A 16,380-nucleotide genomic window follows, 5' to 3' on the forward strand; every position below is an offset into this window, starting at 1 on the left:
CCAATGCATCTGGCCCACTATCTCGGCCTGCTGTACCACGCCGAATGCGCCCTGGAGCGGGCGTACCTGGAGGTGGCGCACGCCCACTGCGCCGAACCAGACGTGCACTACCTCTGCTACACCTTCGCCGGCCAGTGCTCCGCGCACGCCCGGCGGCTCGGCCCGCTGGCCGCCCGTTACGGGGAGCAGGCGCCCGTCGAGTGCGAACGGCTGCACTCCAACCTGTTCTCCGGCAGCCGTACCGGCGGGCTCGCCCTGCTGCGCGATCTGCACGATCTCTACCTGATGGCCGCGGAGTGCGACATCTCCTGGACGCTGGTCGGCCAGGCCGCGCAGGGCGCCCGCGACCAGGAACTGCTCACCGTCGTCCGGGAAAGCGAAGGCGAGAGCGCGATCCAGCTGCTCTGGCTGCGGAACCGGTTGAGGCAGGCCGCCCCCCAGACGCTCGTCGTGGCCTCGTAACGATCAGAGGAGGAACAGTGAAAGCTCTCACCTGGCACGGAAAGCGCGACGTCCGCGTCGAGAACGTGCCCGATCCCGCGATCAAAGAGCCCAACGACGCCATCATCAAGGTGACCTCGACCGCCATCTGCGGCTCCGACCTCCACCTGTACGAGGTGCTCGGCCCGTTCCTCGGCGAAGGCGACATCCTCGGCCACGAACCCATGGGCATCGTCACCGAGGTCGGCTCCGACATCACCAACATCAGACCCGGGGACCGCGTGGTCATCCCGTTCAACATCTCCTGCGGCCACTGCCTGATGTGCGCCCACCGCCTGTACGCGCAGTGCGAGACCACGGCCAGCCGCGAGCACGGCACCGGCGCGGCCCTGTTCGGCTACACCAAGCTGTACGGCCAGGTCCCCGGCGCCCAGGCCGAGTACCTGCGCGTCCCGCAGGCCCAGTTCGGCCCGATCAAGGTCCCGGAGGGTCCTCCCGACGAGCGGTACCTGTACCTCTCCGACGTGCTGCCCACCGCCTGGCAGGCCGTGCAGTACGCGCGCATCCCCGACGGCGGCAGCGTCGGCGTCCTCGGCCTCGGCCCGATCGGCCAGATGGCGGCCAGGATGGCCCGCCACCTCGGCTACCGCGTCATCGCCGTGGACACCGTCCCCGAACGCCTCGCCATGGCCAGCCGCCACGGCGCGGAGATCGTCGACATCAGCGAGACCCTCGACGTCGGGGACGCCATCCGCGAGGTCACCGGCGGCCGCGGCCCCGACTCCGTCATCGACGCGGTCGGCATGGAGGCGCACGGCTCGCCCGCCGCCAAGTTCGCCCACACCCTGACCGGCCTGCTGCCCGACCGGCTCGCCGCCAGCCTGATGACCAGCGCGGGCGTGGACCGCCTGGCCGCGCTCACCATGTCCATCGACGTGGTCCGCCGTGGCGGCACCGTCTCCATCGTCGGCCTGTACGCCGGCGCCGCCGACCCGCTCCCGATGCTCCGCATGTTCGACAAGGGCATCAACCTGAGCATGGGCCAGGCCCACGTACGCCGCTGGACCGACGCCCTGCTCCCGCTGGTCAACGACGAATCCGACCCGCTGGGCCTGATGGACTTCACCACCCACCAGATGCCCCTCGACCAGGCCCCGCACGGCTACGAGATGTTCCAGAAGAAGCAGGACGGAGCCATCAAGATCATGCTCAAGCCGTAACCCGTACGCCACGACGGCCGTCTGCTCTCCGCGGGCGGCCGTCTCTTTATTCAGGCTTGACTTATATAAGCGACAGGTGAAATTCTTCCGGAGTCCGGGCCCGCGCCCGGGGTCACCGCGGGAGGTCGCCATCTGGTGGGAACGCGTCCGCCAGTTCTGGAACCAGCGCCTGGACGCGCTGGGCGTCGAACTCGCCCGCGGCGAACGCGAGAACGAATCCGATCAGGGAATCGAGGAGGACACGTGATCGACATCGTCAACCAGATCAACGCCACCCACCGGGAGATCGGCGACCTTCCGGTGGCCACGGGCGAGGGCCGGTCGCTGCTGCTGCGCCGCACGTACGACGCCGCGATCGAGGACGTGTGGGACGCCTGCACCGACCCGGACAGGATCAGCCGGTGGCTGGCCCCGGTCGAGGGCGACCTCCGGCTCGGCGGCACGTACCAGCTCAAGGGCAACGCGGGCGGGGAGATCCTGCGCTGCGAGAAGCCCACGCTGCTCAAGGTCACCTGGGCGCTCGGGCCGGGCATGGACACCGAGCTCGAAGTCCGCCTCGCGCCCGGCGACGGCGGCGGCACCCTCCTGGAGCTGGAGCACTCCTCCCCCGCCGCGATCGTCGACGAGCTGGTGCGCACCTACGGCCCCGGCGGCACCATCGGCGTCGGCGGCGGCTGGGACCTCACCGTGCTCGCCCTCGACCTGTTCCTCAACGGCGTCGACTTCGACCCGGAGACCTGGGAGAACACACCCGAGGCCCGGGAGTTCGCCACCCAGAGCTGCCACGCCTGGGGCGCCGTCATCCAGGCCGCGTGGAACGTCAGCGACGAGGACATCGCGGCGGCCATCGCCTTCGGCGTGCAGCACTTCGCCCCGGCCGAGGACGCGAACGGCTGATCCGAGGTCGGCTGGTGAGCTTGATCCCGCTTCTCGCGCGTCGCCGGGCGAGCGGATCGTCGACGTCGCCTCGTCTACAGCGACCACACCTGGAAGCCCGGGCCTTCGCCGGGGAGGGTGAGGGTGTCGTCGGAGAGGGTCGCGGGGGCTCCGCCGTACAGGTTGCGGGGGAGGTCGCGGGCCAGGGCGGCGGGGAGGGCAAGGGGCGTGTGGGGAGCGCGGGAGGCCTGGATGAGGAGGCGTTCCTCGGGGGATTCGCGCAGGTAGAGGAGGGTGTCGGCGGTGGCGTGGAGCCAGCGCAGGCCGCCGGTGCGGAGAGCCGGGTGGGCGCGGCGCAGGGCGATCAGGTCGCGGTAGACGTCGTAGGTGGAGTTGGCGAAACGGGTGGGGTCGTCCCAGGGCATGGGGGTGCGGGAGTCCTCGCCGTTGGCGCCCTCCAGGCCGATCTCGTCGCCCATGAAGACCATGGGCGTGCCGGGATAGGTGAACAGCAGTCCGGCGGCGACGGCCACCCGGTCGGCGGTGCCGAGGAAGGTGCGGATGCGGGGACTGTCGTGGGAGCTCAGCAGCGTGACGTTGGCGTTGGTGGCCGTCCACGGCACCCCGGCCGCGAAATTGCGCATGGTCTGCGCGGTGCGTTCGCCGGACAACGCCCGTAGCGGCAGCGGAATGCCGGGAATGACCGGCCCCCGCTGGTACGGCGTCAGCCACGACCACACCGGCTTCGCGAACCCGGCGTAGTTCATGACCCCCTGCCAGCCGTCCCCGGGCAGGTCCGCCGTGTAGTCGTGGAAATGCTCCGCGAGCAGGAAGTCGTCCTCCCCGATCACCTGCCGCAACGCCCTGCCCGCCGCGAGGTAGTGATCCTCCGCCCCCTGCCGCCCGGTCATGTTGGCCACATCGATCCGCCACCCGTCCAGCCCGTACGGCTCCCGCAGCCACCGCGCCGCCACCGCCAGCACCCGCTCCCGCAGTTCCGCCGAACCCCAGTTGAACTTGGGCAGCGAAGGCACATCGAACCAGGCGACATACCCGCCGTCGCCGGTCAGGTAGTAGTACGACGCCTCCGGCGAGGACGGATCGGCCATCGCCCGCCGGAACCACTCGTGCGTGTCACCGGAATGGTTGGTCGTCAGATCCCCGATGACCCGCATCCCCCGCCGATGCGCTCCCTCCGTCAGCGCCCGCAACGCCGCGTCGCCGCCCAGATGCGGATCCACCTGGTCGAACGAGGTCGCGTTGTAGCGGTGATTGGACGCGGCCGGGAAGAACGGCGTCAGGTAGACCACGTCCACGCCCAGCTTGACCAGGTAGTCCAGGCGTTCGGCCACTCCGTACAGATCGCCGCCGTAGAACTGGATGCCCGCTTCCGGCCCTCGATCGATGACCTTGTCCGTCCACCGCGCCGGCGACGCCCATTCCGGCGCGGGCAGCTCCACCTGCCCCGACCGAGCAAACCGATCCGGAAATATCTGATAAATCACCGCGTCGTCCACCCATGCGGGCGGACCCCCGTACGTGGTCACCCGGAAATCGGTGGCGTCGGTCGGATCGTGATCGCTCAACCCCCCGGCGTGCAGCCAGGTATGCCCGACATCCCCACGATCCAGCAGAAACCGATAACGCGTGTCCGGATTGTGCACGAGCAGTTCCGCCCGCCACCACACCTCCAACGCGTCCCCCCGATCGACGACCGCCTGCGTGTACCGAGGCTCCCCGTCATAGACCGACCGCAGATAGACGGCTTCGACCGGGTAACCATGCGGCAGCCGTACGAACACGGTGACGGTGTCGCCGAGCGCGGGACGCTGCTCCGGCACGTGCAGAGCCGACCCATCGTGGTGCGGCACGAGCAGGACTTTCATCCTTTGACAGACCCCCTGAGAAGACCGGAGACGATGTAGCGCTGGAGGAAGCGGAAGAGGAGGACGCTGGGGATGGCGCCGATGAGGGCGCCGGCGGCGAAGACGCCCCAGTTGGCGGAGAGGCGTTCGGAGATCAGGCCGTAGAGGCCGACGGCCAGGGTGTGCTCGGACGGCGACTGGAGGATCACGCTGGCGACGAGGAACTCGTTGACGGTGTTGATGAAGGTGAGCAGGCCGATGACGGCGAGCACCGGCGCGCCCAGCCGGAGGATGATCGTGAAGAAGACGCGGGTGTGGGTGGCGCCGTCGACTTTGGCGGCGTCGTCGAGTTCGCGGGGGATGGAGTCGAAGAATCCCTTGATCAGGAAGGTGTTCACGCCCATCGCGCCGCCCAGGTAGACCATGACCAGGCCCCACTGGGTGCCCAGCCCGACGCCGGGGAAGACGCCCTTGATCCGCGCCATCAGCAGGAAGATGGCCACCGCGCCGAGCACCTGCGGGAACATCTGCACGAGCAGCAGCCCGAGCAGGCCCAGCCGCCGCCCCCGGAACCGGAACCGGGAGAACGCGTAGGCCGCGCTCGCCGCCAGCAGCACCGTCAGCACCGCCGTCGCCCCCGCGATGATCATCGTGTTGGCGAACCAGCGCGGGTACGGCAACGTCGGCGTGCTGAACAGCTTCAGGTAGTTCTCCAGCGACGCCCCGTCGAACAGCGTGGCCGAGGCGGTCAGCGTGCCGCGCGGATTGACCGACGCGCTGACCACGAAGACCAGCGGGAAGAGCGCGAACACGAGCATGCCGATGCCGACCAGGTGCCGCCAGCCCGTCTCGGCCAGCCACCCCTTCGTGCTTCTCATGAGTACGTCTCCTCAAGCGAACGCGTCCGGCGCAACCCGAACGCCGAGATGCCGGCCACGATCACGAAGATCAGCGCGGACATCGCGGAGGCGAACCCCCACTCCCGCCCGGCCCCGCCGAACGCGATCTTGTACACCATGGAGATGAGCAGATCCGTGCTCCCCAGCGTGATCGGCGCCTCCGGGATGTTAGGCCCGCCCCCGGTGACGAAGTAGATCACCGTGAAGTTGTTGAAGTTGAACGCGAACGCGGCGACCAGCAGCGGCGCGGTGGACACCAGCAGCAGCGGCAGCGTGACCTGCCGGAAGTGCTGCCAGGGCCCGGCTCCGTCGATCTTCGCGGCCTCGTTCAGCTCGGTCGGGATGGCCTGCAACGCCCCGGTGCACACCAGGAACATGTACGGGAACCCCAGCCACAGATTGACCAGCAGCACACTGCCCTTGGCCAGCCAGGGATCGTTCAGCCAGGGCACGTCGGCCCCGCCGAGCAGCGTCTGGTTGACGAACCCGAACGTCTGGTTGAGCATGCCCGTCCACACCAGCGCCGACAGGAACGACGGCACCGCGTACGGCAGGACCAGCAGCGACCGGTAGAGGTTGCGCCCCTTCATGCCAGGCTTGTTCAACGCGAGCGCGAGCAGCAGCCCCAGCGCGAAGTTGAACAGCACCGACAGCGCCGCGAACACGAACGTCCAGATGAAGACCGAGACGAAGGGCCCGCGCAGCCGGGTGTCCGTCAGGACCCGGGCGAAGTTGTCGAATCCGACGTTCTCCGTCCAGCCCGGCGTGAGGTGGGTGCCGTCGGCGGCCTCGTAGTAGCCCGTGGCGGAGGCGCGGTAGACCTGGCCGTTCTCCACGTCGGTGAGCGTGTCGGCGGCCGGGTCGTGCCGGAGGGCGGGCCGGGCCAGGAAGCCGGTCGCGCCGTCCTGCGTGCGCAGCGCGCCCTGGGTGCCGAGCGGTACCCGCAGGTCCAGGACCTCCTCCTGGCGGCTGGTCAGGTCGCGCAACTGCAGGGTGCGGTAGCCGTCCAGGGCGGTGGCCTTGCCGGTGGAGTCGCGGGTGACGCCCGCGGTGACCGGTTCGCCGTTCAGGGTGACCTGGCCGGCGGGGTCGGTGGCCAGGAGTTCGAGCGTGCCGCCGCTGCCGGTCACCACCGCGACCCGGTAGAGCGGACTGTCGGGCACGCGTTTCTCGGAGACCGCGAGGATGTGTTCGAGGGCGCGTGGCTTGTCCAGGTTGTGTCCGTCGCCGACGTTGGTGAAGGCGGCCGCGACCGTGTGGAGGACGATGTAGACCTGGAAGACGAGCAGGAACAGCAGGCCGGGCAGCAGGTACTTGCCGGCCGCGACCCGCTTGCTGAAGTACACGTAGTCGGCGATCACCGTCGAGATCGCGACGAAGCCGAAGATGCCCCAGTCACCGGCGGCGAAGGACGTCAGCAGGCCGAACACGGCCAGGGCGTTGACCGCACCGAGCAGCACGATCTTCCCCGCCAGCGCCGCGACGGAGGTGGTCCGGCCGTCGGCCGGGCGGGGGCGGCGAGGGCGGCGGACGCCGAGGCGCCCGCCGCCCGTGGCGGTCAATCCCACCGTCAGCCGATCTTGGCGCGGATCTTCTCCGCGGCCTGCTTCATCAGCTTCTCCGGGTCGCCCTTGCCGAGCAGGATGTCGCGCTCGGCGTGGCCGTACTCGGTCCAGACGGCGTCCATGGCGGGGATGCTGGGGAGCGGCTGGCCGATGTCGCCGGCGGCGCCGAAGCCAGCGATGATCGGGTCGCCCTTGACCTGGTCGTACACGGAGATCATGGCCGGGGGGCGCTTGCCGGTGTCGTACAGCTCCTTCATGACCTCGGGGGTGCCGAGGTAGTTGACCACGAAGTCGTTGGCGACGAGCTTGTTCTTGGCGTTGGCGGAGATCATGAAGCCCTGCACGCCGACGAAGGGCGCGGCCGGCTTGCCGCCCGCGGACGGGATCGGGTCGACGGCCAGGTCGATGCCCGCCTTCTGGGCGTCCTCCGTGCTCCACGGCCCGGTGATCATGTACGGCGACTTGCCCGTGTTGAACGCCTCCTTGGCGATGTCCAGGGTCAGGTCTGCCGAGAGCAGCTTCTTCTTGCTCCACGACTCCAGCGCCTTGGCGAACTCCAGGCCGCCCGCGTCGTCGATGAGCAGCTGGCTCGGGTCGTAGCTGCCGTCCGGCTTGGTGGCGAAGATGCCGCTGCCGAACGAGGTGTGCACCGGGTAGAAGTGGTACGGGTCGCCCTCCGGCCCGACCTGCAGGCCGAGCGGCACGGTGGCCTTCTTCTCCTTGACCAGCTTGAGCGCGTTGTCCATCAGCGCGTTCCAGTCCTTGGGCGCCTCGGGCGCCAGGGCGACGTTGCGGAACAGCGCGATGTTCTCGATCGCGTACGGCAGGCCGTAGAGCTGCCCGTCGTACGAGAGCGCCTTGAGGGCCACCTCCTTGAACTGGGAGGTCTTGTCGCCCAGCTCGATCGGCGCGACGGCTCCGTTGGTGACGAGCTTGCCCAGCCAGTCGTGGGCGCCGATGACGACGTCGGGACCCTCGCCGGCCTGCCCGGCGGTGACCAGGTTGTCGCGGATGTCGCCGAACTCCAGCTGCTGGACGGCGACCTGCACGCCCTTCTCGGTGGCGAACTTCTGCGCGATCTTCTGAATGATCGGAGAGCGGGTGTCGTCAGCCCAGATCACCAGGTCCGCCTGGGCACGCTTCACCGGGCCGTCGGTGGGCTCGACGATCGTGGTGGCGCCGGGCGCCGGACCGGTGGTGGTGGCCGCGGCCGAGGGAGCGGCGGTTTCGCCGCCTCCCCCGCAACCGGCGGTGAGCAGGAGGGTGACACCCGCGGCCAACGTTGAGACCTTGCTCAGACGCATGGTGGCTCCTAGGGGGATTTTCAGGCGGCCTGAAGCCGCCCTCTTGCGAAACCAAGGCAGCACTTGCGCTGCCATCTTGCGAAAGCTAACCACGCTTTTCGGCAAGTTTCTAGACGGTTACTGACATGTTGCAGTCGGCCGTCGGGCACATCTTGCCAGCCGACGTCCTCCGGATTCCTTGTTACACCTGGCAGTCCACCAGGTGGGACGATGTAAGCGCTATGAATTCCTACTGCAAGGACTGCTAGACTTTCAGCATGAAAGTGACCTTGACGGAAGTCGCCGCTCGTGCCGGTGTGAGCGAGGCCACCGTCAGCCGGGTCCTCAACGCCAAGGCGGGCGTCGCGGAGGAGACCCGGGAACTGGTCCTGGCCGTGGCCGAGGAACTCGGCTACGAGCGCCCCTTCAAACCCGAGGTCCCCCGCCGCAGCGCGGGCCTGGTGGGCCTGGTCGTGCCCGAGCTGGAGAACCCCATCTTCCCCTCGTTCGCGCAGGTCATCGGCACCCTGCTCGCCCAGCAGCGGTACACGCCGGTGCTGTGCACGCAGACCCCCGGCGGGGTCAGCGAGGACGAGTACGTGGAGATGCTGCTGGAACACAACGCGGCGGGCATCATCTTCGTCTCCGGGATGCACGCCGACACCCACGCCGACCCGGGCCGCTACCGGCGGCTGGTGGACCGCGGCCTCCCGATCGTCCTGATCAACGGCTTCCTCCCCGGGCTCGACGTGCTGTCCATCTCGGCGGACGAGAAGTCGGCCATGCACCTGGCGGTCGAGCACCTGGCTTCGCTGGGGCACACCCGGATCGGTCTGGCGATCGGCCCGGAGCGCTACGTGCCGGTGATCAGGAAGGTGGCCGGGTTCCTGGAGGCCGGGAAGGCCACGCTCAGCGCGGATTTCTCCGACATGGTGGAGCACACCACGTTCACCGTGGAAGGCGGGCAGGTCGCGGCCTCCCGGTTGATCGACCGCGGCGCGACCGCGATCGTCTGCGGTTCCGACATCATGGCCTTCGGCGCCGTACGGGGTGCGCGCGGCCTGGGCAGGAACGTGCCGCAGGACGTGTCGGTGGTCGGCTTCGACGACTCCTCGGTGACCGTCTTCTCCGACCCGCCGCTCACCACGCTCCGCCAGCCCGTCCAGGCCATGGGCACGGCGGCGGTCCGCGGCCTCATCGACGAGATCCACGCCCTCTCCCCGCCCCGCGGCGAGTTCGTGTTCCGTACCGAACTGCTGGCCCGCTCCTCCACCGGCCCGGCGCCCGTCAGCTCGCCGTGACCCGGTGCTCCCCGTGGCCCCGCCACGGACGGGCGAGTACGGCCAGGGCCAGGACGGCGCAGGTGAAGGCGACCAGCATGATGACCGCCATCGGGGTGGCGCTGTCCACGCCGAAGACGCCCACGATGGGGGCGGCGACCGCGCCGAGCAGGAACTGGCCGCCGCCGAGCAGGGCGGAGGCGCTGCCGGCCGAGTGACCGGCCACGCTCTGGCCGATGGTCATGATCGCGGGAAAGGTCATGCCCAGGCCGGAGATGGCCAGGACCAGGCAGATCCAGGTGGCGGCCACGTTGCCGCCGGTGGTCAGGTCGATGGCCACGTGCACGAGCGTGGCCAGGAACGACACCGAGAGGGCGGTCATCAGCAGGGTGTTGAGCCGGACCCGGCGGGACAGGGCGCCGAACAGGCCCGCCGCCACGGTCATGCTGATGGCGTTGACGGCGAAGACGACGCCGTAGCCGAGGGGGCTCATGCCGTACACGATCTGGAAGACGAACGACGAACCGGAGACGTACGTGAAGAGGCCGCCGGCGGCGCAGGACAGGGCGATGGCGTAGCCGACGAAGAAGCGGTTGCGGAGCAGACCGCCCATGGCGCGGAAGGAGTCGCGCAGGCCGCCGGGGTTGCGGCGGTCGGGCGGCAGGGACTCCGGCACCCGCCACCAGACGGCGGCGAACTGGGCGAGGCCGACGAGGGCGAGCACCACGAAGATCGCCTGCCAGGGCGCGGCGAGCAGGACCAGGGCGCCGATCAGGGGCGCGGCCACGGGGGCGACGCCGGTGATGATGGCCAGGGTGGAGAAGTAGCGGGCGACGCCGGGCCCGCGGTACCAGTCGACGATCACGGCGCGGGCGAGGACGGCGCCGCACGCGCCCGCCGCTCCTTGCAGAAATCTTGCGCCGACCAGGAACTGCACGGTCGGGGCGACGGCGCAGAGCAGGGAGAAGAGGCCGAAGAGCGCGGTGCCTCCGAGCAGCAGCCTGCGGCGGCCGAGGGTGTCGCTGACCGGGCCGAGCAGGAACTGGCCGAGCACGAGCCCGGCCAGGAAGGCGGTCATCGACAGCTGTACGCCGGAGCCGGTCGTCTCCAGCGTGCGCACCATGTCCGGGAAGGCCGGGACGTACATGTCAATGGCGAGCGGGGCAGACGCGGTGAGCGAGGCCAGGGAGGGGAGGAGGGACAGGGGACGGGGTGGCGCGAGGGGCACGTCATCAAAGAGTAATGAACCGCCACAGAGCGCCCCAGGTCAGGGGGCAATTAGTGCCCAGAGCATTGACACTTATGCGCGTGTCGTGTGAACCTTCGGGCGGAAACAATCATAAGTAGGTTCATCAAGAACTAATGAAACCCCATTAGGTGCGGCGGCGCGCTCCTCTTCCAGTCAAGGAGTGGCGAATGCCCCTGCCCAAAAGACCGATTTCTGCCTTATTTCGCGGCTTATTATCACTCGTCCTAGTAGCGGCGGGTCTGGCCCTGTTGCCGACGAGTGCCTCAGCGGCCCCGCTGACCCGGGTGCTGGTCTTCTCCAAGACCGCCGCGTTCCGGCACTCCTCCATCCCGAACGGCATCACGGCCATCCAGCAGCTCGGCGCGGCCAACGGCTTCACCGTGGTGGCCACCGAGGACGCGGCCGCCTTCACCACGGCCAACCTGGCCCAGTACCAGGCCGTGATCTGGCTCTCCACCACCGGCGACGTGCTCAACGCCACCCAGCAGACCGCCTTCCAGTCCTACATCGCGGCCGGCGGCGGCTACGTCGGCGTGCACGCCGCCGCCGACACCGAATACGGCTGGGCCTGGTACGGCGGCCTGGTCGGCGCCTACTTCCAGTCCCACCCGGCCACCCAGCAGGCCACCATCAAGGTCGAGGACCGGGCCAACCCGTCCACCGCGCACCTCGCGCCCACCTGGACGCGCACCGACGAGTGGTACAACTACGCGGCCAACCCGCGCTCGGCCGTACGGGTGCTGGCCAGCCTGAACGAGTCGTCGTACTCGGGCGGCAGCATGGGCGACCACCCGATCACCTGGTGCCACGACTACCAGGGCGGGCGTTCCTGGTACACCGGGCTCGGCCACACCGAGGAGAGCTACGCGGACGCCAACTTCCGGGCCATGCTGCTGGGCGGCATCCGGGTGGCGGCCAGGGCCGTACCGGCCGACTGCCGGCCCGAGGTGGGTTACACCCCGCTGTTCGACGGCACGCAGGCCACCCTCGGCCAGTGGCGGCAGGCCGGGCCCGGCGGATTCACCCTGGCCAACGGCACACTGACCTCGTTCGGCGGCATGGGCCTGCTCTGGTACCCGGTGTCCACGTTCGCGAACTACTCGCTCAAGGTCGACTGGATGATGCCGGGCGACGACAACGGCGGCGTCTTCATCGGCTTCCCCGACCCGCAGGGCGACCCGTGGGCACCGGTGGACGCCGGCCACGAGATCCAGATCGACGCCACCGACGGCGACCCGAGCCGGACGACGGGCAGCGTGTACAGCTTCAGGGCCCCGGACACCGCCGCCCGCGCCGCCGCGCTGAACCCGCCGGGGCAGTGGAACGCGTACGAGATCGGCGTGCACGGCCAGCGGGTCGAGATCTGGCTCAACGGCGTCAAGATCAACGACTACACGAGCACGCGGAACATCGCCAACGGCTACATCGGCGTGCAGAACGACGGCGACGGCCTGGACATCAACTACCGCAACATCCGGATCAAGGCCGACGGCGGGCAGCCGCAGCCGGCCGACGTCGCCCAGGGCAAGCCGACCACCGCGTCCAGCGTGGAGCCCGGCAGCGCGCACGCCGCCGCGAACGCGACGGACGGCAACTCGGGCACGCGGTGGGGCAGCGCGTACGCCGACCCGCAGTGGATCCAGGTGGACCTCGGCCAGAGCCACACCATCAACCGGGTCCGGCTGAACTGGGAGGCGGCGTACGGCCGCGCGTACCAGATCCAGACCTCCCCCAACGGCACCACCTGGACCAACGTCTACACGACCACCACCGGCGACGGCGGCGTGGACGACGTCAACGTGACCGCTTCGGGGAGATATGTCCGCATCAACGGCACCCAGCGGGCGCTCACCCAGTACGGCTACTCCCTCTGGGACCTGAACGTCTACGGCACCCCGGGCGGCAACCCCGGTCCGGTCCTGCTGTCGCGCGGTAAGCCGGCCAGCGCCTCCAGCGTCGAGCCGAACAGCGCGCATGCGGCCGCCAACGCGTTCGACGGCAACACCGGCACCCGCTGGGGCAGCGCGTACGCCGACCCGCAGTGGATCTCCGTGGACCTCGGCCAGAGCTACAGCATCAGCCGGGTCCGGCTCAGCTGGGAGGCGGCCTACGGCCGCGCGTACCAGATCCAGACCTCCCCCAACGGCACCACCTGGACCAACGTCTACACGACCACCACCGGCGACGGCGGCGTGGACGACGTGAACGTGACCGGAACCGGCCGCTACGTCCGCGTCAACGGCACCCAGCGCGCCCTCACGCAATACGGCTACTCCCTCTGGGAGTTCGACGTCTACGGCTCCTGACACCCCCCTCTCATCCTCTGGAGTTCACGTGTTCAGTTCCGCGCGCCTGCGTCGCGCCCTCTGCGCGCTCCTGTTACCCGTCCTGGCCGGTACGGCACTGGCCGCGATCCCCGCCTCCCCGGCGGCCGCGGCCCCGCCCCCGACCAGCGGCTTCGAGAAGGTCAAGCTGGACGGCGGCCTGTCCATGGGCGAGCCGATCGAGCTGTCCGTGCTGCCCGACGGCAAGGTCCTCTACATCAACCGCGGCACCTCGGCCGGCGGCGGCCAGGTCCGCCTCTACAACCCGGCCACCCAGACGACCACGGTCGCGCTGACCGTGCAGCTGGACGCCCGGTTCGAGGACGGCCTGATCGGCATCACCCTGCACCCGCAGTTCGCCACCAACCGCTGGGTGTTCCTGTTCTACTCGCCGAAGGTGACGCCGCTGGTCAACCGCATCTCCCGGTTCACCTTCAACCCGGCCACGAACGTCCTGGACCCGGCCAGCGAAGACATGATCATCGAGTGGCCGACCGAGCGTGACCTGTGCTGCCACTCGGCCGGGTCGATGACCTGGGACAGCAACGGCAACCTCTACTTCGCGGTGGGCGACAACACCAACTCCGGCGGCGACTCGGCCGGCATGGCGCCCATCGACGAACGCACCAGCCGCAACCCGCAGTACGACGCGCAGCGCACCTCGGGCAACACCAACGACCTGCGCGGCAAGATCAACCGCATCCGTCCGGAGAACAACGGCACCTACACGATCCCGGCCGGCAACCTGTTCCCGCAGGGCACGCCGCAGACCAAGCCGGAGATCTACATCATGGGGGTGCGGAACCCGTACCGGGTGTGGGTCGACAAGAAGGCCGCCAACACCCTGTACTGGGGTGAGGTCGGGCCCGACGCCGGGGCGACCATCCCGAACCGGGGTCCCGCGGCGTACGACGAGTTCAACCGGGCGAGCGGGCCGGGCAACTACGGCTGGCCGTACTGCGGCGGGCCCAACGTGGCCTACAACGACTGGGACTTCGCGGCCAACGCGCCGCGCGGCTGGTTCCCGTGCGGCGGCACCACCGGACCGGTCAACAACTCGCCCCGCAACACCGGGCAGCAGCAGCTGCCCGCCACCAAGCCCGCGCTGGTGTGGGAGCAGCACGGCGGCAGCGTGGACTGGCCGGCGCTGGACAATCCGGGCGGCTGCGGCTCGCCCAACCACGCCGAGGTCTACCACTGGGACGCGAACCTGGTCTCGGACGTGAAGTGGCCGCAGTACTACGACAACAAGCTGCTGATCTCCGAGTACTGCCGCAACTGGATCAAGGAAGTGCAGTTCAACAACGGCAACGCGGCCACCGGGACGCCGACGATCATCGAGCCGGTGCTGGCGGGCATGAACCTGGTCCACCCGATCGACATGGAGTTCGGGCCGGACGGTTCGCTCTATCTGCTGGAGTACGGCAGCGGCTACTTCTCCGGGGCGGCCGACGCCGGACTCTACAAGATCAACTATGTTCAGGGCGGGCGGTCGCCGATCGCGCAGGCCACCTCCAACGTCAACAACGGGCTCGCGCCGCTGGCCGTCTCCTTCTCCAGCGCGGGCAGCTCCGACCCGGACGGCGAGGCCATCACGTACGCGTGGGACTTCGACAACAACGGGACCACCGATTCGACGGCGGCCAACCCGTCGTACACGTACACGACGGTGGGCGACAAGCGGGCGCGGCTGACCGTGCGTGATCCCGGAGGCAGGACCGGGACGGTGCTGCTGCCCATCGTGGTGGGCAACAACCGGCCGGTCGTGACGCTGAACGGCATCCCGGCGGGCGGCATGTACAGCTGGAGCGAGAACCTCAACCTCACGGCGAGTGCCACCGACGCGCAGGACGGGACGATCGCGTGCGGTTCCGTCATCGTCCGGGCCGCGCTGGGGCACCAGGAGCACGCCCACGAGGAGGGTGAGGCCACCGGCTGCGGCGCGTCGTTCAACACCGGGCCGATCCACGCCGGGCTGGACGCGGTGCAGTTCTTCGTGCTGCGCGGCAGCTACACCGACCGGGGCGCGACCGGGACCGTGCCGCTCACCGGCGAGCGCGAGATCACCGTCTGGCCGAAGCAGTGGCAGGCCGAGCACTTCGTCTCCATGAACGGCCCCCGCGTCGTCGACCAGGCCGCCGCCGAAGGCGGCAAACGCCTCGGCGACATCCAGAACGGCGAGTCGGTACGGCACCACGCCGTCAGCCTCAAGGGCATCACCAGCGTCAAGGCCCGGGTGAGCTCGGCCAACGCCGGCGGCGTCCTGTCCTTCCGGTTCGACTCCCCGACCGGGCCCGAGGTCGCGAGGATCACCGTCGGCAACACCGGCGGCTGGGACAACTACACCGAGATCACCGCACCTGTCACCAAGCCCGACGACAACACGCACGACCTATACCTGGTCTTCACCGGCACCGCCGGCACCGCCCTGTACGACGTGGACAGCTACACCTTCATCGGTCCCGGCGTCAGCGTGCCCGGTACGGGGAACCCCGGCGGGGACCTCGCCCAGGGCAAGCCGGTGACCGTGTCCAGTACGGAGGCCGGGGCCAACGTGGCCGCCAACGCCGTCGACGGCAACTCCGCCACGCGCTGGAGCAGCCTCTACGCCGATCCGCAGTGGATCCAGGTGGACCTGGGTGCTTCGTACTCTCTCAACCGGGTTCGTATCAACTGGGAGGCCGCTTTTGGTCGGGCGTACCAGGTCCAGACCTCACCCAACGGGACGACCTGGACCAACATCTTCTCCACGACGACCGGGGACGGTGGCGTCGACGACCTGACCGTCTCCGGGACCGGCCGCTACGTCCGCGTCAACGGCACCCAGCGCGGGCTCACGCAGTACGGCTACTCCCTCTGGGACCTCAACGTCTACGGCACCCCCGCCGGAGGCGCCACCCTCCTCTCCCAGGGCCGTCCGGTAACGGTCTCCAGCACAGAGGCAGGGGCCAACGTCGCCGCCAACGCCGTCGACGGCAACCCCGCCACCCGCTGGAGCAGCCTCTACGCCGACCCCCAGTGGATCTACGTGGACCTGGGCTCCAGCCGCTCCATCACCCGCGTCCGCCTCAACTGGGAAGCGGCGTACGGCCGCGCCTACCAGATCCAGACCTCCCCCAACGCCACCACCTGGACCGACATCTACTCCACCACCACCAGCGACGGCGGCGTAGACGACCTGACCGTCTCCGGAACCGGCCGCTACATCCGCGTCAACGGCACCCAACGCGGCCTCCCCCAATACGGCTACTCCCTCTGGGAACTAGAGGTCCACGGCACCTGACCACTCCCCCACCGCCTCCACGGCGCCGCACATCCCCCCAAGTCCGGCGCCGTGGAGGCCCCCTTTTCCCCCGGTACGTCAACACACCCGACACC

At 69.4% G+C, this 16,380-nt stretch carries 12 protein-coding genes; 7 read left to right on the top strand and 5 right to left on the bottom strand.

Going from position 1 to position 16,380, the window contains the following annotated elements:
* The first annotated feature begins 3 nt into the window (after window positions 1-3).
* The 4 genes from Aph01nite_RS09765 (at window position 4) to Aph01nite_RS09780 (ending at window position 2,558) form a co-directional block, all read left to right on the top strand.
* Window positions 4-462 (top strand): hypothetical protein, encoded by a 459-nt coding sequence (locus tag Aph01nite_RS09765; protein WP_204040469.1) that lies wholly within the window; start codon window positions 4-6, stop codon window positions 460-462.
* Between the two features lie 17 nt (window positions 463-479).
* Window positions 480-1,661 carry a zinc-dependent alcohol dehydrogenase gene (locus tag Aph01nite_RS09770; protein ID WP_204040470.1) on the top strand — a complete coding sequence of 394 codons (1,182 nt, stop codon included), beginning with the start codon at window positions 480-482 and terminating at the stop codon, window positions 1,659-1,661.
* A gap of 76 nt (window positions 1,662-1,737) precedes the next feature.
* Complete coding sequence (locus tag Aph01nite_RS09775) at window positions 1,738-1,908, top strand: hypothetical protein (RefSeq protein WP_204040471.1); 171 nt, start codon at window positions 1,738-1,740, stop codon at window positions 1,906-1,908.
* Window positions 1,905-2,558: an SRPBCC family protein gene (locus Aph01nite_RS09780; protein ID WP_204040472.1), complete on the top strand. Its 654-nt coding sequence runs from the start codon at window positions 1,905-1,907 to the stop codon at window positions 2,556-2,558. The genes Aph01nite_RS09775 and Aph01nite_RS09780 overlap by 4 nt, the downstream gene beginning before the upstream one ends.
* 74 nt (window positions 2,559-2,632) lie before the next feature.
* Here the strand turns inward: Aph01nite_RS09780 and Aph01nite_RS09785 are convergent, their stop codons facing one another.
* Genes Aph01nite_RS09785 through Aph01nite_RS09800 form a run of 4 tightly spaced genes read right to left on the bottom strand, consistent with a single transcriptional unit; the run spans window position 2,633 to window position 8,170 of the window.
* Window positions 2,633-4,423: a glycoside hydrolase family 13 protein gene (locus Aph01nite_RS09785; RefSeq protein WP_204040473.1), complete on the bottom strand. Its 1,791-nt coding sequence runs from the start codon at window positions 4,421-4,423 to the stop codon at window positions 2,633-2,635.
* Complete coding sequence (locus tag Aph01nite_RS09790) at window positions 4,420-5,280, bottom strand: sugar ABC transporter permease (RefSeq protein WP_204040474.1); 861 nt, start codon at window positions 5,278-5,280, stop codon at window positions 4,420-4,422. Before Aph01nite_RS09790 ends, Aph01nite_RS09785 begins: the two co-directional genes overlap by 4 nt.
* On the bottom strand, window positions 5,277-6,869 hold the full coding sequence (locus Aph01nite_RS09795; protein WP_239161534.1) for an ABC transporter permease subunit: 1,593 nt from the start codon (window positions 6,867-6,869) through the stop codon (window positions 5,277-5,279). Before Aph01nite_RS09795 ends, Aph01nite_RS09790 begins: the two co-directional genes overlap by 4 nt.
* A gap of 2 nt (window positions 6,870-6,871) precedes the next feature.
* Window positions 6,872-8,170, bottom strand: coding sequence for a sugar ABC transporter substrate-binding protein (locus Aph01nite_RS09800; protein WP_204040475.1), 1,299 nt, complete (start codon window positions 8,168-8,170; stop codon window positions 6,872-6,874).
* Window positions 8,171-8,427: 257 nt separating this feature from the next.
* On the opposite strand from Aph01nite_RS09800, the gene Aph01nite_RS09805 reads away from it, so the two are divergent.
* Window positions 8,428-9,450, top strand: a complete 1,023-nt coding sequence (locus Aph01nite_RS09805; protein WP_204040476.1) for a LacI family DNA-binding transcriptional regulator — start codon at window positions 8,428-8,430, stop codon at window positions 9,448-9,450.
* Here Aph01nite_RS09805 and Aph01nite_RS09810 read toward each other — a convergent pair.
* On the bottom strand, window positions 9,437-10,657 hold the full coding sequence (locus tag Aph01nite_RS09810; RefSeq protein WP_204040477.1) for a multidrug effflux MFS transporter: 1,221 nt from the start codon (window positions 10,655-10,657) through the stop codon (window positions 9,437-9,439). The genes Aph01nite_RS09805 and Aph01nite_RS09810 overlap by 14 nt on opposite strands.
* A 269-nt stretch (window positions 10,658-10,926) precedes the next feature.
* Between Aph01nite_RS09810 and Aph01nite_RS09815 the strand changes: the two genes are divergently transcribed.
* Window positions 10,927-12,984: a ThuA domain-containing protein gene (locus Aph01nite_RS09815; RefSeq protein ID WP_204040478.1), complete on the top strand. Its 2,058-nt coding sequence runs from the start codon at window positions 10,927-10,929 to the stop codon at window positions 12,982-12,984.
* A gap of 28 nt (window positions 12,985-13,012) precedes the next feature.
* Complete coding sequence (locus tag Aph01nite_RS09820) at window positions 13,013-16,285, top strand: galactose-binding domain-containing protein (protein ID WP_204040479.1); 3,273 nt, start codon at window positions 13,013-13,015, stop codon at window positions 16,283-16,285.
* Window positions 16,286-16,380: the final 95 nt, after the last annotated feature.

This window comes from Acrocarpospora phusangensis (genome assembly GCF_016862995.1).
Lineage (GTDB): Bacteria > Actinomycetota > Actinomycetes > Streptosporangiales > Streptosporangiaceae > Acrocarpospora > Acrocarpospora phusangensis.

Excerpts from the sequence above, each read along its gene's own strand:
- Aph01nite_RS09800 (WP_204040475.1), bottom strand. The coding sequence starts at position 8,170 with ATGCGTCTGAGCAAGGTCTCAACGTTGGCCGCGGGTGTCACCCTCCTG.
- Aph01nite_RS09765 (WP_204040469.1), top strand. The coding sequence starts at position 4 with ATGCATCTGGCCCACTATCTCGGCCTGCTGTACCACGCCGAATGCGCC.
- Aph01nite_RS09785 (WP_204040473.1), bottom strand. The coding sequence starts at position 4,423 with ATGAAAGTCCTGCTCGTGCCGCACCACGATGGGTCGGCTCTGCACGTG.
- Aph01nite_RS09805 (WP_204040476.1), top strand. The coding sequence starts at position 8,428 with ATGAAAGTGACCTTGACGGAAGTCGCCGCTCGTGCCGGTGTGAGCGAG.
- Aph01nite_RS09790 (WP_204040474.1), bottom strand. The coding sequence starts at position 5,280 with ATGAGAAGCACGAAGGGGTGGCTGGCCGAGACGGGCTGGCGGCACCTG.